This is a genomic window from Pseudomonas sp. P179 (genome assembly GCF_000478485.2).
Lineage (GTDB): Bacteria > Pseudomonadota > Gammaproteobacteria > Pseudomonadales > Pseudomonadaceae > Pseudomonas > Pseudomonas aeruginosa.
In genome coordinates, this window is the sequence record NZ_KI517354.1 from 5341971 (window position 1) to 5365046 (window position 23076).

At 68.3% G+C, this 23076-nt stretch carries 16 protein-coding genes; 8 read left to right on the forward strand and 8 right to left on the reverse strand.

Going from position 1 to position 23076, the window contains the following annotated elements; all coding sequences use genetic code 11:
* Nucleotide 1 precedes the first annotated feature (1 nt).
* From HMPREF1224_RS36940 to HMPREF1224_RS36960, 5 genes are all read right to left on the reverse strand, one after another.
* Nucleotides 2-1513 (reverse strand): MDR family MFS transporter, encoded by a 1512-nt coding sequence (locus tag HMPREF1224_RS36940; RefSeq protein ID WP_003082523.1) that lies wholly within the window; start codon nt 1511-1513, stop codon nt 2-4.
* On the reverse strand, nt 1503-2654 hold the full coding sequence (locus HMPREF1224_RS36945) for an HlyD family secretion protein (protein WP_003112440.1): 1152 nt from the start codon (nt 2652-2654) through the stop codon (nt 1503-1505). Before HMPREF1224_RS36945 ends, HMPREF1224_RS36940 begins: the two co-directional genes overlap by 11 nt.
* Nucleotides 2651-4099, reverse strand: coding sequence for an efflux transporter outer membrane subunit (locus HMPREF1224_RS36950; RefSeq protein ID WP_010793933.1), 1449 nt, complete (start codon nt 4097-4099; stop codon nt 2651-2653). The genes HMPREF1224_RS36945 and HMPREF1224_RS36950 overlap by 4 nt, the downstream gene beginning before the upstream one ends.
* A gap of 382 nt (nt 4100-4481) precedes the next feature.
* A complete protein-coding gene (locus HMPREF1224_RS36955; RefSeq protein ID WP_010793934.1) occupies nt 4482-5366 on the reverse strand; it encodes an alpha/beta hydrolase family protein in 885 nt (294 codons plus the stop codon).
* Nucleotides 5367-5422: 56 nt separating this feature from the next.
* Nucleotides 5423-6220 (reverse strand): crotonase/enoyl-CoA hydratase family protein, encoded by a 798-nt coding sequence (locus tag HMPREF1224_RS36960; RefSeq protein WP_003086719.1) that lies wholly within the window; start codon nt 6218-6220, stop codon nt 5423-5425.
* A gap of 164 nt (nt 6221-6384) precedes the next feature.
* Between HMPREF1224_RS36960 and HMPREF1224_RS36965 the strand changes: the two genes are divergently transcribed.
* Together HMPREF1224_RS36965 and HMPREF1224_RS36970 are read left to right on the forward strand one after the other, a co-directional pair.
* Nucleotides 6385-6945: a TetR/AcrR family transcriptional regulator gene (locus tag HMPREF1224_RS36965; RefSeq protein WP_003086720.1), complete on the forward strand. Its 561-nt coding sequence runs from the start codon at nt 6385-6387 to the stop codon at nt 6943-6945.
* Between the two features lie 79 nt (nt 6946-7024).
* Nucleotides 7025-8797: a S8/S53 family peptidase gene (locus HMPREF1224_RS36970; RefSeq protein ID WP_010793935.1), complete on the forward strand. Its 1773-nt coding sequence runs from the start codon at nt 7025-7027 to the stop codon at nt 8795-8797.
* 22 nt (nt 8798-8819) lie between these two features.
* On the opposite strand, the gene HMPREF1224_RS36975 is transcribed toward HMPREF1224_RS36970, so the two are convergent.
* On the reverse strand, nt 8820-11396 hold the full coding sequence (locus tag HMPREF1224_RS36975; RefSeq protein ID WP_010793936.1) for a PAS domain-containing protein: 2577 nt from the start codon (nt 11394-11396) through the stop codon (nt 8820-8822).
* Nucleotides 11397-11624: 228 nt separating this feature from the next.
* Nucleotides 11625-11939 (reverse strand): LasR-specific antiactivator QslA, encoded by a 315-nt coding sequence (locus tag HMPREF1224_RS36980; protein WP_003106944.1) that lies wholly within the window; start codon nt 11937-11939, stop codon nt 11625-11627.
* A 1031-nt stretch (nt 11940-12970) separates the two neighbouring features.
* Between HMPREF1224_RS36980 and aprX the strand changes: the two genes are divergently transcribed.
* The 6 genes from aprX to aprI all read left to right on the forward strand — a co-directional run bounded on the left by aprX (nt 12971) and on the right by aprI (nt 21267).
* On the forward strand, nt 12971-14215 hold the full coding sequence (gene aprX, locus HMPREF1224_RS36985) for a type I secretion system-dependent protein AprX (RefSeq protein WP_010793937.1): 1245 nt from the start codon (nt 12971-12973) through the stop codon (nt 14213-14215).
* Between the two features lie 86 nt (nt 14216-14301).
* Nucleotides 14302-16083 carry an alkaline protease secretion ATP-binding protein AprD gene (gene aprD, locus HMPREF1224_RS36990; RefSeq protein WP_010793938.1) on the forward strand — a complete coding sequence of 594 codons (1782 nt, stop codon included), beginning with the start codon at nt 14302-14304 and terminating at the stop codon, nt 16081-16083.
* Nucleotides 16080-17378, forward strand: coding sequence for an alkaline protease secretion protein AprE (gene aprE, locus HMPREF1224_RS36995; protein WP_010793939.1), 1299 nt, complete (start codon nt 16080-16082; stop codon nt 17376-17378). Before aprD ends, aprE begins: the two co-directional genes overlap by 4 nt.
* A 3-nt stretch (nt 17379-17381) precedes the next feature.
* Nucleotides 17382-18827, forward strand: coding sequence for an alkaline protease secretion protein AprF (aprF, locus tag HMPREF1224_RS37000; protein WP_010793940.1), 1446 nt, complete (start codon nt 17382-17384; stop codon nt 18825-18827).
* Between the two features lie 358 nt (nt 18828-19185).
* Nucleotides 19186-20625, forward strand: coding sequence for a serralysin family metalloprotease AprA (gene aprA, locus HMPREF1224_RS37005; RefSeq protein ID WP_003086731.1), 1440 nt, complete (start codon nt 19186-19188; stop codon nt 20623-20625).
* 246 nt (nt 20626-20871) lie between these two features.
* Entirely contained in the window at nt 20872-21267 is a 396-nt protein-coding gene (aprI, locus tag HMPREF1224_RS37010) for an alkaline proteinase inhibitor AprI (RefSeq protein ID WP_003082543.1), read from the forward strand.
* 12 nt (nt 21268-21279) lie between these two features.
* Here aprI and HMPREF1224_RS37015 read toward each other — a convergent pair whose 3' ends face one another.
* Nucleotides 21280-22905: a methyl-accepting chemotaxis protein gene (locus tag HMPREF1224_RS37015; protein ID WP_010793941.1), complete on the reverse strand. Its 1626-nt coding sequence runs from the start codon at nt 22903-22905 to the stop codon at nt 21280-21282.
* Nucleotides 22906-23076: the final 171 nt, after the last annotated feature.

Consider the following 23076-nt stretch of genomic DNA (forward strand, 5'->3'; position numbering starts at 1 on the left):
TTCAGTCCTTCTGGCGCAGCATCAGCGAGGCCAGGGCGCAGGCCAGGAGCGCCACGCAGGAAAGGTAGAAGGCGTCGGAGTAGGCCATCAGGTAGGCCTGCTGGCGCACCCCGTGGTCGAGCAGGGCCAGCGCCTGCTGCTGCTCCGGCAGTTGTATCCGCACCTGGCCACCGCCCAGGCGCTGCTGCAGGGCGCCGTCGAAGATCGTCAGGGTCTCGCCGATCCGCTCGGAGTGGAAGCGCTCGCGCAGCGAGACCAGTTGCGTCAGCAGCGCGGTGCCGATCGCGCCGCCGAGGTTGCGCAGCATCGAGATCAGCGCCGAGGCCGAGCCGGCCTGGGCCTTGTCCAGGCCCTTCACCGCCAGTACCGAGAGCGCGACCATGATCAGCGGCTGGCCGATGCCGCGCACGACGATGGAGGGGATGATCACGTTGCGTCCCGCGTCGGCGTTCAGGTGCGCGCCCATCCAGCAGCCCAGGGCCATGATCGCGAAGCCGCCGGCCACCAGCAGCTTGGGGTTCAGCCAGCGCATCAGGCGCGGCAGCAGCGGCGCCAGGAGCAGTTGCACGAGGCCGTAGAGGATCAGGCTGTCGCCGATCTGCCGGGCGTTGAAACCCTGCAACTGGGACAGGTAGTTGGGCACCAGAAACACCAGGCCGAAGGTCGCCGCGCCGAACACCGCCATCGCCAGGCTGGACACGCCGAAGTTGTAGCTGCCCAGCAGGCGCAGGTTGATGAACGGCCGCGCGCCCCACAGTTGGCGCTGTACGAAGAGCAGCAGGGCGAGCACGGCGAGGACGGCGAAGGTGCGGATGAAGCCGGACTCGAACCAGTCGCGGCGGCCACCTTCCTCCAGCACGATCTGCAGCGCGCCGAGGCCGGCGACCATCGCGCCGATGCCGAGCCAGTCGGCCTGGCGCAGGCGTTCGCGGTCGCCGTCGCGGGGGCGGATCGACCAGGCCACCGCGGCCAGCAGGGCGATCCCCGGCAACAGTTGCAGGAGAAAGATCCAGCGCCAGGAATAGGCATCCGCCAGCCAGCCGCCGATCGACGGGCCGGCGGCCTGGGCCACACTGTTGGAAAGGCTGAACAGCGCCATGCCGAGGGGTATCCGGCTGGACGGCAGCTCGGTGAGGATCAGTTGCATCGACAGCGGGATCAGCACCGCCCCCGAAGCCCCCTGGATCACCCGGATCAGGATCAGCGTCGACAGGTTCGGCGCCAGCGCGCAGCTCAGCGAACTGAGCAGGAACACCAGCGAGCCGAGGAGCATCACCCGGCGCAAGGAGAACACTTCCACCAGCCAGGCGGTAAGCGGGATCATGCTGATTTCCGCGACCAGATAGGCGGTGGAGATCCACGAGCCCTCCTCGAAGGTGGCTCCCAGCGCGCCTTCTATCTCCGGCAGCGCCGCGCTGGTGACGTGCACGTTCATGCCGGCCATGAAGCAGCCGAACAGGCCGCCGGTGACGGCGACCCAGGCACGCAGCGATACCTTGTCGTCAGCGCTCATCGGCGGAGGCTCCGTCCGGTTCGCGAGTGTCCACGGTGGCGATCACCGACATCCCCGGAAGCAGCCGGCCCCGCTCGGCGGCGTCGGCGTCCAGGCGGATACGCACCGGGAAGCGCTGGACGATCTTGGTGAAGTTGCCGGTGGCGTTGTCCGGCGGCAGCAGCGCGAATACCGCGCCGGAGGCCGGCGCCACGCTGTCGACGCGGCCGCGCCAGCGGCGGCCGAACGTGTCCACCTCCAGCTCTACCGGTTGCCCGGGACGGATGCGTTCGAGCTGGGTCTCCTTGTAGTTGGCCACCACGTAGGCCTGCTCCAGCGGCACCACCGCCAGCAGCGGCAGCCCCGGCGTGACGTACTGGCGCAGGCGCACCTTGCGCTGGCCGACGCGGCCGGCGAATGGGGCGCGGATTTCGGTATCGTCCAGGGCGTGGCGCGCCAGTTCGCGCGCCGCCGCGGCTTCCTGCAGCTCCGCCTGGCGCTGGGCGAGCGCCGCCTCCGCCTCGCGTCGCCGGCTCTTCAGTACGTCCTTGGCGGCGCGCTGGCGGCCTTCCTCGGCGCTTGCCCGCCGCGCCGCCGCCCGCGCTCGCTGGTGCGCCGCGTCGGCGTTCTCCAGGCGCTGGCGACTGGTGGCATGCTCGTCGGCCAATTGCCGGTAGCGTCGCCAGTCGGTCTCGGCGCGGCGCCATTCGGCTCGCGCCGCTTCGCCATCGGCGCGGGCGCGGCTGATCGTCTGCGCCTGCTCCAGCAGTTGCCGATCGAGGGTCTCCAGCTTCGCGCGCTGGGCTTCCAGCGCCGCCTGCGCCGCCGCTTCGCGGGCCTCGGCGGCGCGCAGGCGCTGGCGGAAGTCGCGCGGGTCCAGGCGCAGCAGCAGGTCGCCGGCCTGGACGTCGGCGTCGTCGGCCACCAGCACCTCGGCGACGTAGCCGGAGACCTGCGCGCTGACCGCCACCCAGTCGGCGCGTACATAGGCATCGTCGGTGCCCTCCAGGAAGCGTCCGCTGCTCCACCACCAGGCCAGCAGGGCGGCGAGCGCGATGGCGCCGGCGAGGCCGCCCAGCAGCCAGGTTCGGCGCCGGCGCGTGGCTGCTGGCATGGTTTCGCCAGTGGTGTGTTCGATGGGTTCCCTGATTGCCTGGTTCATTGTCCGTTTTCCTGGTGGGAGGGGCTGGGAGCGGCTTGCCAGCCGCCGCCGAGAGCCCGGAACAGTTCGACCTGGCGCTCGGCGACGCGCATCTCGGCGTCGACCAGGCGCGCCCGGTCGGCGACCAGGCTGCGTTGGCTGTCGAGCAGCTCGAGGGCATCGAGGGCGCCGGCGCGATAGTTGCTGCGCGCCAACCGGTAGGCGTGGCGCTGCTCGTCGAGGGCACGCTGGAGGTCGGCACGCCGCTGGCGCTCGCCGGCATACAGCGCCAGGGCACGCTCGACCTCGCGCAGGGCGCCGAGCACCGCTCCGTCGAAGCGCGCCAGGGCGGCGTCGCGCTCTGCCGCTGCGCTGTCCAGGCGGCCTCGCGCGCTTTCCCGGTTGGGGAAGCGCCAGCTCAGCAGCGGGCCGGCCGCGTAGGCCAGCGCGCCGCTGGCGCCGAGGCCGGCGAGGGTCGCTGCGGAGGTTTCGGCGCCGACGGCGAAGCTGATGCGCGGGTACAGCTCGGCTTCGGCCAGCGCGCGCCGGGCGTCGGCGGCGGCGAGCCGGCGCTCGGCCGCGCGGACGTCCGGGCGGCGCGCCAGCAGGCTCCAGCCGTCGCCGGTGGGCAGGGCACGGCGCAGTTGCGGTATGCCGGCGCAGGTCGCGGCAGGAGCGTCCAACTGGCGCGGCGAGCGCCCGCTGAGCAGCGCCAGTTCGTAGAGTGCCGCGCGCCGCCGCGCCTCGAGCATCGGCAGCGCGGCGCGGGTCCGCTCGCGCAAGGCCAGCAGCCGGCGTCGCTGCAGCTCGCTGGAAAGGCCGGCGGCGAGCTGGCGTTCGCTCAGCGCCAGGCTCGCGTCGAGCAGACCGACCGATCGGCGTTGTACCTCTGCCCGTCGCGCCAGGGCGCAGGCGCGGACGTAGGCGAGGGTGGTCTGGCTGGCCACGCTGACCCTGAGCAGGTCGCGTGCCGCTTGCGCCGCTTCGGCATCCGCCTTCGCCGCGGCGATGCGGGCGCGGACTTCGCCCCACAGGTCCAACTGGTAGGACAGGTCGAGGCGGACGGTGTGTTTCCACTGGCTGTGCAGGTCCTCGTCGGTGGCTTCGGCGAGGGTCTGGTCGTCGCCGTCGCGCCCATACTGGTAGCCATAGCCGACCTCGGTCCGTGGCCAGCGTTCGCCCTGTGCGCCGCGCAGATGGCCGAGGAGCGCGCGGGCATGGGCATCGGCTGCGGCCAGGTCGCGGTTGTGGCGCAGCGCGGCGGCCACCAGGTGGTTCAGCCCAGGGTCCTGGTAGAGCGTCCACCACTGGGCGGGCAGCGCGTCGCCGCGGGTTCCCGCCACCCTCGACAGGCCAGGGTCGAGGCTTTCCGCGCGTGGCGCGGGTTGGTTGCGGTTCGCGCAGCCCAGCGCGGTGGAGATCCCCAGCGCCAGCGCCACGCAACGCAGATGACTGGCAAGCGGCATTGCCCTGCTCCCGTGTCTGAAAGAGCGGGGAACGGTAAGGCAGGCGCGGGCGGCCTGCGCCGGCAAAAGCGCCAGTCATCGTCGCAAAATGGACAGTCGGCGGATTTTTCAGCGTTGTCGCATCAGGTACGGGCCGCAGCCCAGGGCCAGCAGCCCGGCCGGGATGGCCAGCAGGGAGATGCGGGCGATCTGCCGGGAGTAGCGGTTCACCCCGGCAAAGCTGTCGGCCTTGGTGGCGGTCTCCCGGCGAAACCCCGGTCGCGGCTTTCGGCGCGGCTGCGTTCGAGAAGGAACTCCACGGCGACCACGCCCAGCCAGAATGCGACGGCGAACAGGCGAAGGGACAACGGCAACGGGTGCATGGCGCGCTCTCGCTGGTCTTTCAGGCGTTCTCCGGATGCCGTCTCAGCCAGCGCAGGGCGTCGTCCCACAGCGCCTCTGCACCGGCGCGGAAGTAGCCCATGTGTCCGAGCGGTCCACCGTCGGGTCGCAGGTCGAGGGTTTCCAGCGGTGCGTTGCGGTAGGCCTCGACGAAGGCGTCCCGCGAGCGCGGCGGTGCCCAGGGATCGTCCAGGGCGGTGGCGAACAGACAGGGCGTGCGCACTGCGGCGTAGCGCTGGTGGAGGTGGCGCATCGCCGGGTCGTCGAAATAGTAGCGGGGATGGCGGCACCAGCGCTTCCAGTCGCGGTAGACCCCCAGCGGCAGGTCGTCGCCCATGCCCAGCAGGCTCCAGGCCATGTAGCCTTTCCAGGCCACCAGCGGCGGCAGCACCAGGGTCCACAGCAGGCGCACCTTGAGCGCTTCGCGGCGCGACATCCAGCCGCTCCAGCCGGCGCCGCTGCCGAAGCTGTAGCAGGCGGCGAGCCGCCCATGGTCGGGCAGCAGGCCGATGGCGTGGCCGCCGAAGGAGTGGCCGATCCAGTACAGCGGCCGCTCCTCCCGGCCGAGCAGCTCGACGGCGGCGGCGAGGTCCCGGTAGGCCCAGTCCAGGTAGGACATGGCGAAGCCCTTCAGGCTTGCCGGCGCGGATTCGCCGATGCCGCGATAGTCCAGGGTGAGTACGTCGAAGCCCTGGCGCGCGGCGTGTTCGGCGAAACGCCGGTAGAAGCGCTGGGCGACGCCCGTCGCGCTGGCCACCAGCAGGTTGCCATGGGCGTGGCCCGGCGCGTGGTAGCGGTAGGCGGACAGCGGATAGCCGTCGGTCGCGGGCAGGGCCAGGCGTTCCATCCGCACCGGCGCTGCGGAATGTTGAGTCAACGAAGTCATGTCGGTTTCCGCAGGAGAGATGGAGCGGAGCGACCGGGGGTCGACCCGCAGGGGAGCTAGCGGCCTTTGAACGCCGGCGCGCGCTTTTGCACCATCGCCAGCACGCCCTCGCGGACGTCCTCGCTGCCGATCAACGCGGCCAGCGACTCGTTGACCCGCGACAGCGCCGCATCGTCCCCCTCGTCGCGCCCCTGGAACGCCGATTGCAGCGCGGCGCGCACCGCCAGCGGCGCGGCCCGGGCGATCCGCTCGGCGTATTCGAGGGCCCGTGCCAGTTCCTCGCCGGGTTCCACCACCTCGGTGAGCAGGCGCATGCGCAGGGCTTCGTCGGCATCGAACTCATCGCCGGTGAGGATGTAGCGCATGGCGTCGGTCCAGCCCGCCGCGCGCGGGAAGCGCACGGTGGATCCGCCCAGCGGCGGGATGCCGCGTAGCACCTCCAGATGGGCGAAGCGCGTGCCGCGCGCGGCCACCGCGATGTCGGCATTGAGCATTAGCTCTATCCCGGCGGTCCAGCAGGTGCCTTGCACCGCGACCACCAGCGGCTTGCTCCGACGCGGCTGGACCACGCCCCAGGGATCGACGCCGCCGTCCGGATAGCGGAAACCGCTGGCGGCGAGCTTCGGTGCCAGTTCCATCAGGTCGAGCCCGGCGGTGAAGTGCTCGCCATGGGCGAAGAGCACGGCACAGCGGGATTCCTCGCTGCGCTCGTATTCACCCATGGCCAGCGCCAGGTCCGCCAGCATTGCGCTGTCGAAGGCGTTGCGCTTGCCCGCGCGGTCCAGGCCGATGAGAAACAGATGACCGCGCTGCTCTCGGGTGACGCGGCCCGGGCCGCTGTTGGCTTCGCTCATGATGCCTCTCTCCTGTGCTTGGGTTGGTGGAGCGGAAACTTCTTCTAGTTACCTACCGAACATTCGGTTTGTAAAAACTAAACAAACATTCGGTAACCGTCAAATTGAGGCGCCAAGGCTTATGGCATAGAATCAACGCCTTTGATCGAGAGCAGGAACCTTCCGTGCGTCCGTTGAAAATCTCCCGCGACGAGCTTCTCCAGCGCTGCGCCGGCACCTTCCGTCGCTACGGCTACCACGGCACCACCATGGAAATGCTGTCCAGCGCCTGCGGCTTGACCAAGGCCTCGTTCTACCACCACTACCCGAACAAGGAAGCCTTGCTCCGCGACGTTCTCGAATGGACCCACCAGCGGCTCGCCGAGACGCTCTTCAGCATCGCCTACGACCCGCTGCTGACGCCCCGCGAGCGCCTGGAAAAACTCGGCCGCAAGGCCGCCCGGTTGTTCCAGGACGACAGCATCGGCTGCCTGATGGGCGTGGTCGCGGTCGACGCCAGCTATGGTCGCAGCGAGCTGATGGCGCCGATCCGCAGTTTCCTCGACGACTGGGCGCAAGCCTTCGCCCAGCTCTACCGCCCGGCCTTCGACGAGGCGCAGGCGCTGGAGCGCGGCCGGCAACTGGTGGCCGATTTCGAAGGCGCCATCCTGCTGGCGCGCATCTATGGCGAGCCGGGCTATATCGATGGCGTCACCCGGCGAGCGCTGGAGCAACTGGCGGGCTAGCCTGCGCCCGCCTTCAACCTGAACGAAGCGTTTCGCCAGGCGGTCGGAACAACAGGTCCCCGTTCCGGAAGCCGAGTCCATGCCGCTGCGCCGTGCCGTTTTCGCCATCCTTTTCGCGTCCCTGGGCAGTCCTTTGGTCGCCGCCGAAACACCCCTGCGCCTGGAGCGCCTGGAGCGCTGCGGCGATCTCCTGGCCAGCGAGCGGCAGGAGTGGTGCCTGCGCGTGCGCGGCCTGGGTGCCGGCCTGCCGCGCCTGTTGCTGGACGGCCGCGAACTGCCGGCCACCGCCCTGCGGCGCGAGGGCGACGGCCTGCGGCTCCGCCTGGACCGCCGTGGCCACGCCAGCGGTCCGCTTTGGCTGGAGCAGGGCGGGCGCAGCAGCAATCCGGTATGGCTGACCCTGAACGGCAGCCATGTGCTCGCCGCCGGTCCCGACGAGGTGGCGAAGAACATGGATGGCCTGACCACCTACGTCGACCTGGTCAGCCTGTTGATCGAGGAGAACCACGACGGTCGCCGGGAGGCCGAACGCCTGGCCGATAAATATGGCGCGCGGGTGGTCGGCGCGATCCCGCCGTTGAACCTCTACCAGTTGCGCCTGCCGGCGCGCGACCTCGTCCAGCGCGACGCGCTGGTCCTCCGCATCGGCAGCGAGACCAGCGTGGACGCCGTGGTGGTGGAGGAGTCCGCGCCGGAGAAGGGCGAGGAAACCGAGGCGGCGCGCCGGCCCGTGGACAAGCCGGACAGCGACTCCGACGAGTGGGCGGCCAATCGTTTCATGGACGCGGTGAACTATTACCAGCGTCGGGTCCGCGCCCGCCAGGCCCCGCTGGAGACCCGCCCGGTGCGCATCGGGGTGATCGAGCGCGACGTCGACTTCGACGCCCCCGACTTCGCCGACTACCTCGGCCCCTGCAAGGCGCCCGCGCCGCGTACCTGCCTCTACGCGCGCGATGCCGAACGTCCCGACAACCACGGTTCGACGGTCGCCGGCATCCTCGCCGCGCGCTGGGACCAGGGCGGCAACAGTGGCTTCCTGCGTGGGTTGGACCGCGCCAGCCAGGGTTTCGAAGTGATCGTCGAGCGCAATTCGGACGCTGGCATCACGGCCAACGTCGCCGCCTCGGTGAACCTGGTGGAGGATGGCGTGCGGGTGCTCAACTGGAGCTGGGGCATCCACCGCGTCGGCGCTCGCGACGTCGACGGCGACGAGGTGGATTCGCTGGTGCGCTCGGGGATCGCCATGAGCGGCTACGAGGAGTTGCTCGAGGAATTCTTCCTCTGGCTGCGCAAGGAGCATCCGGACGTGCTGGTGGTCAACTCCGCCGGCAACGGCTCGTCCTACTCCGGTACCGACGAATACCGCCTGCCGTCCTCCTTCGTCACCGAGCAGTTGCTGGTGGTGGGCGGCCACCAGCGCAGCGAGCGCCAAGGCCTGGCGGTGGACGATCCGGCCTACGCGGTCAAGCGCAGCACCTCGAACGTCGACATGCGGGTGGATGTCACCGCCGCCGCCTGTACCCATGCCTCGACCCTGGAGCGGGACGCGCGGGGCGAGGTGCACTGCGGCACCTCCTATGCCACGCCGATGGTCGCCGGCACGGTCGCCGCCATGCTTTCCCTCAACCCGCGGCTGCGACCCGAGGAGATCCGCATGCTGCTCCGGCGCAGCGCCATGACCATCGGCGGCGACTACGATTTCGAGCCGGCCGATGCCGAGGACCTCACCGCACCGCTCCTGCCCTCGGAGCGCGGCTACCGCCTGGACCACCGCGACGTCGGCCGCTCGGCGCGGCTGGACATGCAGAAAGCCCTGGACCTGGCGGTGAAGAGCCGCGAGCGGGTGCGCTGAGGCGTTCCGCCGGCCCGGGGCCTCACGGCGAGGCTTCCAGCAGCCGGGCGAGGCGTTCGGCGAGTTCGTTGTGGCGGAACGGCTTGGTCAACACCTCGAAGCCGTTGAGTTGCTCGGGCCTGAGGTTGGCGTAGCCGGTGATGACCAGCACCGGCAATTGTGGGAAGCGCTGGCGCAGTTCCTCGGCAAGCTGCACGCCGGTCTTGTCGGCCATGAGATGGTCGGTGACCAGCAGGTCGGGCGCCAGGCCGCGCTCGACCTCGCCCAGGGCTTCCTCCGCCGACGCCGCCTCGCTGACCTGGTAGCCGAGATCGCCGAGCAGCAGCGCGGTGGTGTAGCGCACCATCCTGTCGTCGTCGACCAGCAGCACGTGGGTCGGCCGCAACGCTTCCGGTGCGTCCGGGCAGCTTTCTGCGGTGGATTGCGTCTGCTCCGCGGTGATCGGCAGCCAGATGCTCACCCGGGTCCCCTTGCCGATCTCCGAGTGGATGCCCAGGCCGCCGCCGGACTGGGCGACCAGGCCCTGGACCATCGACAGGCCGAGGCCGGTGCCCTTGCCCACGCCCTTGGTGGAAAAGAACGGCTCCATGCAGCGGGCCAGCACCTCGGCGGGCATGCCTCCGCCGTTGTCGGCGACTTCCAGGCACACGTAGCGGCCGGCGCCGAGACCGTCCACCGCGCCGTCGATCACCAGGTCGGTCCGCGCGCCTATTTCCAGGCGGCCGCCTTCGCCCATGGCGTCGCGGGCGTTCACCGCGAGGTTGAGGATGGCCAGTTCGAACTGGTGCGGATCCACAACCACCGCAGGCAGGCGTTCCGGGATCTCGATGCGGACCTCGATGGTCGGGCCGAGCGAGCGCTCGATCAGGTCGTGCATGCCTTCGACCAGCTCGCGCAGGGCCACCGCCTGCGGCTTGAGGGTTTGCCGGCGGGCGAAGGTGAGCAGGCGACCGACGAGGTTCCGCGCCCGTTCGGCGGACTGTAGCGCGCCGTCGATGAGGTCGGTGGAGCGGGCGTCGTCGAGCCGCCGGCGGATCAGTTCCAGCGAGGCCATGATCGGCGTCAGCAGGTTGTTGAAGTCATGGGCGATGCCGCCGGTCAACTGGCCGACCATCTCCATCTTGCGTGCCTCGTGAAGCTGCGCCAGGGCGCTTTCGCGCTGGGCGAGCATGGTCGCGACACGTTCTTCCAGGCTTTCGTTGAGTTCGCGCAGCTCGTTCTCGGCGCGTACCCGCGCGCTGATGTCCATGCACACGCAGAGCAGGCCGCTGGCGGCATGCTGCTCGTCCACCAGCGGCGTGACCTGGTTCTGCACCCACACCGTATCGCCGTCGGGGCGAACGTAGCGGCCGCTCATCTCGAACGCCGCGCCGGTCGCTCCGCCTGGCGCCGCGGGGAGGGCGAAGTCGGCGGGGTCGAGGATGTCCTGCATGCGCAGGCCGAGCAGGGTCTCGCGCGAACGGCCGGCGATCTCGCAGTAGCGATCGTTGACCCGGGTGAAGCGCCAGCTCCGGTCGCATACCGCGATGCCCGCGCTGGCCTGGTCGAACATCGCCGCCAGTTGCGCGGAACTGGTGCGCAGCGCCAGCTCCGCGCGGGCATGGGTGAGCGAGGTCCAGGCCAGCTTGGCGGCTTCCTCCGCCAGGCGGCGCGGATCTTCGCCGAGCGCCTGCGGATGGGCGAAGTGGATCGCCAGCAGCGCCTCCAGCCGGCCGTGGCGCAGCACCGGGACATGCAGCGTGGCGCCCAGCCCCAGGCGCGCGCGGCTCGCCGCCTCGTCGAGACTCATGCCGCGCTCCCCGGCGAGGTCTTCCCGCGCCACGCTGCGTCCGGCATGCAGTTCGCCGGACAGGGTGGCGCCGAACGACAGGTAGCGATGCCGACCGACCGCCGAGCGGCCGTCGTGGAGATAGTCGCGATGAACCTGGAAGGTCATGCCGTCGCCGTTGTCCTCGCCGAAGAATATCCGCGACGCGCCCAGCTCCTCGCCGAGCCGGCGCAGGGCGGTGGCTTCGATCTCCAGGGGATCGGCCAGGGACGGCAGGGTCTGGCCCAGTTCCAGGAGGAACGCCTGGCGGCGTTCGAAACGCACCCGCTCGGTGGTCTCGGTGACGATGCACAGCACGCCGCCGACGGAACCGTCGGTTTCCCGCACCGCCGAATAGGACACGTCGAAATAGACCGTCTCGCCGCGTCCATGGCGTTCGATGTAGAAGGGCCGATCCTTTGCCGCGAAGGTTTCACCGGTCTCGTACACCCCGCGCAGCAGCGGTTCGAGGTCATCCCACAGCTCCCGCCAGTTCTCTATCGCCGGCCGGCCGAGGGCGCGCGGATGCTTGTCGCCGATGCTCGGCGCGTAGGCATCGTTGTACAGGGCGACGAATTCCGCGCCCCAGAACAGCACGATCTGCGCCTTGGCCGGCAGCAGCGTGGCCATCGTCGTCTTCAGGCTCGCCGACCAGGCGTCCGGCGGGCCGAGGGGCGAACTGGCCGCGTCGAGGCTGAGCAACAGTTTCCCGACCGCTCCTCCGTTGGCCAGGAAGGCCGGTGGATGGTCGAGGGTGTTCGGGTCCGGTTCGATGGTGAAAGGCTGTGCCATGTCTGCGGAGTCTTGCTCGGTTCCGGTTGAGGTGGTGGGTCGTATGGAACATAGGAGGGCGGTGGGTGCGCTTGCGTTCAATCCGGCTGGGCGGGATGGCGCACGGGGGCGCTCGACCGTTACCGCGAGGCGGAGCCTGGCGACGATTTCGTACGCGGTGCCCGAGACCGCGATGGAGACCTGACGTCGGGGCGAACGACGCCACCGGCGTCATTCGCCATGGTCGGGTCAACCGGAACGTCGATCGGCTACCAGGCGCTGCTGCAGGCGCGTCAGGAAGGCCACTTCGAAGGCGGTCTTCTGCATCGGTGTGGGCAGGCTGTCGCGGCCGAAGGCGAAGGCGGTCCAGAGCTGGCCTTCGATCTGGTCGGCAAGCCAGTTCTCGGCCTGGCGGACGCCCTTGTCGATGGCGGGCTGGGCGGGAACCGGCCAGAGCAGGGAGAGACCGGGTTGCCGGTCGGCGGGGGGAATCTCGACCATCAGGTCCTTGTAGCGTTCGATGATTGCGTCGACGTGGGTCTTTTCCTTTTCATCCTTCGTCATGCTGGGTACTCCGTTTCTGAGAGTCACATGACCTGCCGCCTTCGCTGTCAATCGATGGAGGCAGGATCGCGCAGGGTTGACAGACCGGGAAACGGAACCGGCAGACCACGAGGGTCTCCCCACGCGATCCGCCATGAAGGCCCGCAGTTGGAAAACTGCGGTCCTGCAAAAGCATTCGCTGCTTTCGCATGCACCGCTCGGCGCATCGCGCCGTCTCTTCGGGCTGTCAAACCCGGTCACGGATTTGGCCGTGACGGGCGCAGGATAGGGGCAGGCAAGGCGGGGAGCAAGGGCGGGAACGGGTGACGGCAGAGGCTATCGGCAGGCAAGGCGTTGGCTGAAGCGATTCATTGAAATAACCCGGCCTTGGAGCGCGCCGTTAATCATCGTGTACCAGGAGAAAACAATCCGCCTGGACTGTTCGATTCAATATTTTGTGATGCGCTTCACGTAATAAGAGTATTCATTATGAGCCACGCAAAAGTGTCATTCGCTTCTTCGAAGAGGGCGCTGCCGAAGTTGCACGCTAGTTGGGCACGCCGCGAGGGCGGCTCGGCACTTTGGTGCATAAGGATATAACCCTTTCTTCATTTCTGATTTTCGTCAGAGTTCGTACCGGGGCGACCGTCCGTCATTCGATATTAATTAAAAGCGTCAATAATCCGTTTAGGAATCAGGGGCTTGGAAATCCACCTGGCAGAACTGACAGGTCGGTATGCCCAACCAAAGTATTGAACTGATTTAAGTGGTGGTACAAATTTGCCTTTCCCATGTTAGTCCTACTTAACAGGCGAAGCGGTGGAGAGCGCTCTGTTGCGGGCTGCTCGGGATTAAATGGGTTTCGCCCTCGGGGGGCTCCTGTCTTCCAATAAAAACAAGTTGTCGCCAGGCCTGATGAACTTTCAGGTACCCGCGTTCCGTTTTCTCGCGGAACTCACTGACTGCGCTTAACCGCGTGACCGGTTCGGTCGGTAAACAGCGACCTGCGCCGGAAACGCGATAACCGAGACAACTCAATCGAGGAACAGAAGATGGGATTATTCAATGCAGCCGCGAACCTGTTCGGCCAGGTCTACGAGCGTGCGACGCAGGTGGCCGCCACCGCCGTCACGGCGGTGGCGGACGTGGCCAGGACATTGGTGGGCTCCACCGTCGACGCCGCGGAGCAGCAGGTGCACGAAGCGCTTACATCGGTGCATGACGCCGTTGCCAGCGTGGAGCAGGCGCTGGAGGGTACGGTCGGCGCGGTGGCCGGCACGCTCGGCGAGATCGCCGGCGACGCCCTCGACACCGTAGGCTCCGCGGTCGGCACGCTGGGCGGGCTGGCCGGCAACTCGCTGGCGATCGCCGACGACTTGTTGCACGGGCGCGTCGAGCCGGAGGATTACCTGAAGCTGGTCGGTGACCTGGGGCAGGGCGTCGGTGCCACCGTCGGCCATGCCTGGGAATTCGGCAGCGACAGCCTGAAGGCCGCCAACGATCTCTACCACGCCGCCTACCAGGGTGGCTCGCTAAGCCTCGGCAATAGCGACGGCCTGCTCGGGGTCAATGTGATCGGCTCGCTGCTCGGCGGCAATCACGACCAGGGCGTGATTCCCGATAGCCGCGGCATCCTCGGCCCGCTGCCGATCAACGTCTCCCTCACCGAGCAAGGCCTGACCTTCGGCGGCGAGACGCCGCTGACTCCGCTGGTCACCGCAGCCCTGGCGCTGAATCCGATCACCGCGCCGCTGGTGCCGGTGCTGGCGCCGCTCAACCTCGGCGGCCTGGGAGTGGTCGGCTCGGTCGACAAGGAAGGCTTCAGCGCCAAGTTCTACGGTATCGCCGGACCCAGCTACAACCTCGGCGTGGCCAATCTCGGCGGCACCCTGGAGCTGGGTAGCTACAACGAGGTCAAGCTGCTGAGCTGGAACGAGGTGACCCTCAAGGACCTGCCCATCGTCGGCGGCATCCTCGGCTACGTGCCGGTGGTCAAGGACATCGGTGTCTCGCTGCCGACGCTGGACCTGCACTTCGACAGCAAGCTGTATGCGCAAACGATTGCCGGTGTCGATGTCGCCGGGGTCGGGCCGAAGGGCCAGATCGAGCTGGTGCATGACCTCGACAATGACCTGTCGATCGTCGCCGGTATCGCCGGGGATACCGCGCACAGCGCACTGGACGGGGCCGGCAAGGTGCTCGCGGCGCTGCTCGGCCACGGCGGCGAAGCGGCGCCGCCGACAATCCAGCTGATCGGCGCCGACCCGGCGCCGGAGCATCAGGCCCTGGCCGCCTGACGGCGAGGGAACGCCCGGCACAGGGAGGTGCCATCCGGGCTCATTCGGGATTCCAGCGGCAGTCGTGGCAGAAGTGAGCGCGCTCGATGGCAAGGCTCGGTTCCAGCGTTACCAACGAAATCAAACAGGCCCTGGCGGCCAGCCGCGGCGCATTGCGCAGCGTGGCGGCGTTCTCCGGGGTGATCAACCTGCTGATGCTGGTGCCCTCGCTGTACATGCTGCAGGTGTACGACCGCGTGCTGTCCTCGGCCAACGAAGTCACCCTGTTGATGCTGACCCTGATGGCGCTTGGCGTGTTCGTCTTCATGGGCGCGCTGGAGGCGCTGCGCAGCTTCGTCCTGGTGCGGGTCAGCGAACGCTTCGACGGCCAGTTGCACGGGCGGATCTACGCCGCCGCCTTCGAACGCAACCTGCGCGCCGGCGGCCAGGAGGCCAGCCAGGCGCTGCACGACCTGACCACCCTGCGCCAGTTCATCACCGGCCAGGCGCTGTTCGCCTTCTTCGACGCACCCTGGTTCCCGGTCTACCTGCTGGTGATCTTCCTCTTCGACCCCTGGCTCGGCCTGCTCTCGCTGGTCGGCGCGCTGGCCCTGATGGCCCTCGCCTGGTTCAACGAACGCGCCACCCGTGCGCCGCTGGCCAAGGCCGGCGAGTTGTCGATCAAGTCCGGCCAACTGGCCAGCAACAACCTGCGCAACGCCGAGGTGATCGAGGCGATGGGCATGCTCGGCAGCATGCGCGGGCGCTGGGAACGGCTGCACCAGGCGTTCCTCGACCAGCAGAGCCTGGCCAGCGAGCGCGCGGCGCGGATCAACGCGCTGAGCAAATACCTGCGCATCGCCCTGCAATCCCTGGTGCTCGGCCTCGGCGCCTGGCTGGCGGTGGAGGGACGCATCACCCCGGGGATGATGATCGCCGGCTCGATCCTGATGGGCCGTGCGCTGGGGCCTATCGACCAACTGATCGGCGTGTGGAAGCAGTGGGGCGCGGCGCGCGATGCCTATCGCCGGCTGAGCGGCCTGCTCGACGAATTCCCCGCCCGCGAGCGGCGCATGGAATTGCCCGAGCCGCGTGGCCACCTGCTGCTGGAATCGCTGGACGCGGCGCCGCCCGGCAGCGAGGCGCGCACCCTGCGTGGCCTGACCCTGGCGATCCCGGCCGGCTCGGTGGTCGGCGTGATCGGTCCGTCCGGCTCCGGCAAGTCGAGCCTGGCGCGGGTAGTGCTGGGCATCTGGCCGACCCTGCACGGCAGCGTGCGCCTGGACGGCGCCGAGATCCGCCAGTACGAGCGCGAGACCCTCGGCCCGCGCATCGGCTACCTGCCGCAGGACATCGAACTGTTCGCCGGCACGGTGGCGGAAAACATCGCCCGCTTCGGCGAGGTGCAGGCCGACAAGGTGGTGGAGGCGGCGCGCCTGGCCGGGGTCCATGAACTGGTCCTGCGCCTGCCGCAGGGCTACGACACCGTGCTCGGCGTCGGCGGCGCCGGGCTTTCCGGCGGCCAGCGCCAGCGCATCGCCCTGGCCCGGGCGCTGTACGGCGCGCCGACCCTGGTGGTGCTCGACGAACCCAACTCGAACCTCGACGACAGCGGCGAGCAGGCGCTGCTGGCGGCGATCCAGGCGCTCAAGGCGCGTGGCTGCACGGTGCTGCTGATCACCCACCGGGCCGGCGTGCTGGGTTGCGCCGACCGCCTGCTGGCGCTGAACGCCGGCCAGTTGCACCTGTACGGCGAGCGCGACCAGGTGTTCGCCGCCTTGAACAACCAGCGCGCCGCGTCGGCGTCGCAGCAGCGCGCGGACTACCGGGTGGCCGGCTACGGCGCGCCGCAGGTGGTGGCCGCGCCGCGCCAGGGAGGTGTGGAATGACCCGCACGGTGAAACGCGACGAGAACGCCTATGCGCGACTGGGCTGGCTGCTGGTCCTGTTCGGCTTCGGCGGCGCGCTGCTCTGGGCCGCCTTCGCGCCGCTCGACCAGGGCGTGGCGGTGCCGGCCACGGTGATCATCTCCGGCCAGCGCAAGTCGGTGCAGCATCCGCTGGGCGGGGTGGTCAAGCACATCCTGGTGCGCGACGGCCAGCATGTGGTGGCGGGCGAGCCGCTGATCCGCATGGAGCCGACCCAGGCCCGGGCCAACGTCGATTCGCTGCTCAACCGGTACGCCAACGCGCGGCTCAACCAGGCGCGCCTGCAGGCCGAATACGACGGCCGGCGGACCCTGGAGATGCCCGCGGGGCTGGCCGAGCAGGCCCCGCTGCCGACCCTCGGCGAGCGCCTGGAGTTGCAGCGGCAGTTGCTGCACAGCCGCCAGACCGCGCTGGCCAACGAACTCTCCGCATTGCGGGCGAACATCGAGGGGCTGCGCGCCCAGCTCGAAGGGTTGCGCCAGGCCGAGGGCAACCAGCGCCTGCAACAACGCCTGTTGAACAGCCAGTTGAGCGGTGCGCGCGACCTCGCCGAGGAAGGCTACATGCCGCGCAACCAGTTGCTCGAACAGGAGCGCCAACTGGCCGAGGTGAACGCCCGGCTATCGGAGAGCAGCGGTCGCTTCGGGCAGATCCGCCAGAGCATCGCCGAGGCGCAGATGCGCATCGCCCAACGCGAGGAGGAGTACCGCAAGGAAGTCAACGGGCAACTGGCGGAAACCCAGGTCAATGCGCGGACGCTCTGGGAGGAGCTGTCCTCGGCGCGCTACGAACTGCGCCACGCCGAGATCCGCGCGCCGGTCAGCGGCTACGTGGCCGGCTTGAAGGTGTTCACCGATGGCGGGGTGATCGGCCCCGGCGAATTGCTGATGTACATCGTGCCCAACAGCGACAGCCTGGAAGTGGAGGGCCAGCTCGCGGTGAACCTGGTCGACCGGATCCACAGCGGGCTGCCGGTGGAGATGCTGTTCACCGCCTTCAACCAGAGCAAGACTCCGCGGGTCACCGGCGAGGTGACCATGGTCAGCGCCGACCGCCTGCTCGACGAGCAGAACAAGCAGCCCTACTACGCGCTGCGCGCCCAGGTCGACGCGGCCGCGATGGGTAAGCTGAAGGGCCTGCAGATCCGCCCGGGGATGGCGGTGCAGGTGTTCGTCCGCACCGGCGAGCGCTCGCTGCTCAATTACCTGTTCAAGCCCCTGTTCGACCGCGCCCACGTGGCGCTGGCGGAGAACTGACCGATGACCATGCGCCGCCTGATGACCTGGCTGTTCGGCGCCTTCCTGTTGCTGCTGCGCGAGGACGCCTTCGCCCTCGGCCTGCTGGACGGCTATCACCTGGCCCTGGAGAACGACCCGCAGTTCCAGGCCGCGATCCAGGAGCACGAGGCCGGCAGGCAATACCGTGCGCTCGGCCGCGCGGCGCTGCTGCCGCGCCTGGTGTACAGCTACAACCGTGGGCGCAGCTGGTCCGATGTGACCCAGGCCACCACCCGCGGCGATTTCAAGGAAGACCGCGACTACGACAGCTACGTCTCCACCCTCAGCCTGCAACAGCCGTTGTTCGACTACGAGGCCTTCAGCCGCTACCGCAAGGGCGTGGCCCAGGCGCTGCTGTCCGACGAGCGCTTCCGCAGCCAGAGCCAGGAACTGCTGGTCCGGGTCCTGGAAGCCTATACCGGCGCGCTGCTGGCCCAGGACCAGATCGAACTGGCGCGGGCGCAGAAACGCTCCTACCGCGAGCAGTTCCAGCTCAACCAGCGCCAGTTCGAGCGCGGCAACGGCACCCGCACCGACACCCTGGAGACCCAGGCCCGCTTCAACCTGGCCCAGGCCCAGGAAATCGAGGCGCGGGACAGCCAGGATGCCGCCCTGCGCGAGCTGGAGCGGCTGGTCGGGGCGCCGCTGGAGATCGCCGACCTGGCGCCGCTCGGCGAACGCTTCCAGGTGCGCCCGCTGAGCCCCGCCAGCTACACCGCCTGGCGCGACCTGGCGCTGGTCGAGAATCCCGAGCTGGCCTCGCTGCGCCACGCGGTGGACGTGGCCCGCTACGAGGTCGAGCAGAACCGCGCCGACTTCCTGCCGCGCCTGGGCCTGTACGCCAGCACCGGCAAGTCCAAGTCCGGTTCGGAGAACACCTACAACCAGCGCTACGAAACCGACAGCGTCGGCATCCAGTTGAGCGTTCCGCTGTTCTCCGGCGGCGAGACCCTGGCGGCGACGCGCCAGGCCACGCATCGCATGGAGAAGAGCCATTACGACCTGGACGACAAGGTCCGCGAGACCCTCAACCAGGTGCGCAAGATGTACAACCAGAGCAGCAGCAGCGCGGCGAAGATCCGCGCCTACGAGATGACCGTGGATTCGGCGCGGACGCTGGTGATGGCCACGCGCAAGAGCATCGCCGCCGGGGTGCGGGTCAACCTCGACCTGCTGAACGCCGAGCAGGCGCTGTACAGCGCGATGAATGAGCTGTCCAAGGCCAAGTACGACTACCTCACGGCCTGGGCACGCCTGCGTTTCTACGCCGGGGTGCTGGACGAAGCCGACCTGGAACTGGTGGCGGCGAACTTCGTTTCCGGCGAGACGCCGGCGCGCCGCCGCGACTGCGCGACGACGGATTGCCCGGCGCCGCTGCACACCCTGTCGAAGACCGATACGGAGGAAAACCGGAGCGCGCTCAATTGAGACCGCGAAGGACGTGCGGGCAATTGTTCGCCTGGCGTGAAGTCGATGTCCCGGGCGGGTCGACAGAGGTCGAACAATACGCATGGAATTGTTTTTTCAATAAGGCGCTATTTATATGAAACGGTTTTTATAATATTCCAGTGTCTTCGGTAGTTTGTCTTTCCTGCATGATTTCATATATGCGGAATTCGTTCGTGCATATGCTTTAAGTGCAGCTTAATTTTTTTCATGAAACCTGTGGACATTGGAAAATGAGCTGTGTCAGTTTGGACTTCGGCCTGATCTGGCCGATAACTGCAATTATCCATCCGATAATTGTATCCGAGTTATTTCCTTTACAACTTAAAGGGATATGACAATGTCCAGCAATTCTCTTGCATTGAAAGGTCGTAGCGATGCGTATACCCAGGTAGACAACTTCCTGCATGCCTATGCGCGGGGCGGGGACGAATTGGTCAATGGCCATCCGTCCTATACCGTCGACCAGGCGGCGGAGCAGATCCTCCGCGAACAGGCGTCTTGGCAGAAAGCGCCGGGCGACTCGGTGCTGACCCTGTCCTATTCGTTCCTGACCAAGCCGAACGACTTCTTCAATACGCCGTGGAAGTATGTCAGCGATATCTACTCGCTGGGCAAGTTCAGCGCCTTCTCCGCGCAGCAGCAGGCCCAGGCCAAGTTGTCGCTGCAATCCTGGGCGGACGTCACCAATATCCACTTCGTCGACGCCGGCCAGGGCGATCAGGGCGACCTGACCTTCGGCAACTTCAGCAGTAGTGTCGGCGGTGCGGCGTTCGCCTTCCTGCCGGATGTACCGGATGCGCTCAAGGGGCAATCCTGGTACCTGATCAACAGCAGCTACAGCGCCAACGTCAATCCGGCCAACGGCAACTACGGACGCCAGACGCTGACCCACGAGATCGGCCATACTCTGGGCCTGAGCCACCCCGGCGACTACAACGCCGGCGAGGGCGATCCCACCTACGCCGACGCTACCTACGCCGAGGACACCCGCGCCTATTCGGTGATGAGCTACTGGGAAGAGCAGAACACCGGCCAGGACTTCAAGGGCGCCTATTCCTCGGCACCGCTGCTGGACGACATCGCGGCGATCCAGAAGCTCTACGGGGCCAACCTGACCACCCGCACCGGCGACACGGTGTACGGCTTCAACTCCAACACCGAGCGCGACTTCTACAGCGCCACCTCGTCCAGTTCCAAGCTGGTGTTCTCGGTGTGGGACGCCGGCGGCAACGACACCCTGGACTTCTCCGGCTTCAGCCAGAACCAGAAGATCAACCTCAACGAGAAGGCGCTGTCCGATGTCGGCGGGTTGAAGGGCAATGTGTCGATCGCTGCCGGGGTCACCGTGGAAAACGCCATCGGCGGCTCGGGTAGCGACCTGTTGATCGGCAACGACGTGGCCAACGTGCTCAAGGGCGGCGCCGGCAACGACATCCTCTACGGCGGCCTCGGCGCGGACCAGCTGTGGGGTGGCGCGGGAGCCGACACCTTCGTCTACGGCGATATCGCCGAGTCCTCCGCGGCGGCGCCGGATACCCTGCGCGACTTCGTCAGCGGCCAGGACAAGATCGACCTGTCCGGGCTGGACGCCTTCGTCAACGGCGGGCTGGTGCTGCAATACGTCGACGCCTTCGCCGGCCAGGCCGGCCAGGCGATTCTGTCCTACGACGCGGCGAGCAAGGCCGGCAGCCTGGCGATCGACTTCAGCGGGGATGCCCATGCCGATTTCGCGATCAATCTGATCGGCCAGGCGACCCAGGCCGACATCGTCGTCTGACGTGCTGACACGGGCGCGGTTCGGTGCGGCGGTACGAACCGCGGCCCTTCGGCCGGCCGGGCACTGTTCGAATTGATAGGTGTCTTCCACAGGAGCGAAGTTGTGAACTGTGGCGCGCCCGTGGGCCGGCGGCCCGGCGGACGAACGGAGGCCCGCGGCGCCTGGCGCGCGCTGGCGTTCGAAGCGAGGATGGCGGGCGGCGTTCGCCGTGTTATCCGATGTTCCAGGCTTGAAGGAGATCTCTCGATGTCGGCAAGCGCGAAGCTCTCCAGGATGGTTTGCTTGCTCTGCGGTTTTTTCAGCACAGGTATCAGTATGGCCAGCAGTCTGATTCTTCTCAGCGCTTCCGATCTCGCCGGGCAATGGACCCTGCAGCAGGACGAGGCGCCCGCGATCTGCCACCTGGAGCTGCGCGACAGCGAAGTGGCGGAAGCCAGTGGCTACGACCTGGGCGGCGATACCGCCTGCCTCACGCGCTGGCTGCCCAGCGAGCCGCGCGCCTGGAGGCCTACCCCGGCCGGGATCGCGCTGCTCGAACGCGGCGGCCTGACCCTGATGCTCCTCGGTCGCCAGGGCGAGGGCGACTACCGGGTGCAGAAGGGCGACGGCGGGCAGTTGGTGCTGCGCCGCGCGACGCCCTAGCTCGCTTGCGGGTCAGACCACGAAGCGACCGATCATGCCCTTGAGGTCGTTGGCCAGGCGCGACAGCTCGTGGCTGGCGCCGCGGGTCTGCTCGGCGCCCTGGGTGGTCTGCACGGCAACGTCGCGGATGTTCACCAGGTTGCGATCGACCTCGCGGGCGACGTGGGCCTGCTCCTCCGCAGCGCTGGCGATCACCAGGGTGCGCTCGTTGATCCGCGTGGCGTGCTCGGCGATCTCGCCCAGCGCGTGGTCGGCGGCCTCGGCCTCGTCGAGCATCTGCCGGGCGCGCTGGTCGTTCTCGCGCATCGCGGACACCGCGGTGTCGGTGCCCTCGCGGACGCTGGCGATCATGCCTTCGATCTCATGGGTCGATTGCTGGGTGCGGTGGGCGAGGGCGCGCACCTCGTCGGCGACCACCGCGAATCCGCGGCCCTGCTCGCCGGCGCGGGCGGCCTCGATGGCGGCATTGAGGGCGAGGAGGTTGGTCTGCTCGGCGATGGCGCGGATCACGTCGAGCACCTTGCCGATGTCCTGCGCCTGGCTGGCCAGGCCTTCCACCAGGCGCGCGGTCTGGCCGATCTCGGCGTTCATCTGGCGGATCGAGCGGACGGTCTGTCCGACCCGTGCGCGGCCGTTGCCGGCGGCCCGTTCCGAGAGACTGGAGGCCTCGGCGGTGGAGCTGGCGTTGCGCGCGACCTCCTCGACCGCCGCGCTCATTTCGTTGACCGCGGTGGCGGCCATCTCGATCTCATCGTTCTGCCGGGCCAGCGACCGGTTGCCTTCCTCGGTCACCGCGTTCAGTTGCTCGGCAGCGGCGGCCAGCAGCGCGGCGGAATCGCCGATCTGCTCGATGGTGTCGTGCAGGCTGGCCTGCATGCTGCGCATGGCCTTCATCAGTTGCGCCGGCTCGTCGTCGCCGTCGCTGGCGATCTCGCCGGTCAGGTCGCGGGCCGCGATGCGGTCGGCGCAGGACACCGCCTGGCGGATCGGCACGACGATGCTGCGGGTCAGCAGCCAGGCGATCGTCACGCTGGCCGCCAGGGCCACCAGCAGCACCGCGAGGATCGCGGTGGAGGCCCGGGAGTAGACATCGGCGGCTTCGGCGGTGGAGGCGCGGGCGGCCTCGCGGTCGAGGGCGATGAGTTGCTTCAGGGTCCGCTGCACCTGCTCGTAGCGCTGCAACTGGGCCCCGCCCATCAGCACGCTGGCTTCGTCGGTACGGTTGTCACGGGACAGCGCGAGCAGGGCGGCGTGTCCTTCGAGGTACTCCTGCTGGCGCTGGACGAACTGGTCGAGCAACGCGCGCTCCTCGTCCAGGACCAGCAAGGGGCGGTATTCCCTTTCCACCCTGGCGAGGGTAGCGATGACCTCGTCCATCCGTTGTTCCTGCTGGCGCATGCGCGTGGAGTCGTGCAGCAGCACGTGGTTCATCTCGCCGAGGCGCAGTTCGCTCATCAGGCCGCTGAGCTGGGCCGAGGCTTCGACGCTGGGCAGCCAGACCTCGCCGATATCCTTGGCGGCGCGGTTCAGCGAACCCATGCGGTTGTGCGCGAAGAGGCCGAGCGCCACCAGCAGCGAGGCGAGGATGGCGAAGCCGATGACGGCGCGTGGGGTGATGGCGATACGACGAAGAAGCATGGGGTGGTCTCCGACCGGGCTGTGGGAAGGTGCTTGGTCCTGTAGCGGGGCGCGGAAGGGTTTCTTGAGGGGATGCGGGGCTATTTGGAATTGCCTTACATGATTGCTAGGAATTTTCTGTAAGTTTTCGATGTGCTCGAGCCGGTTGTGCCGTTTTCGGCATGCTCCGGG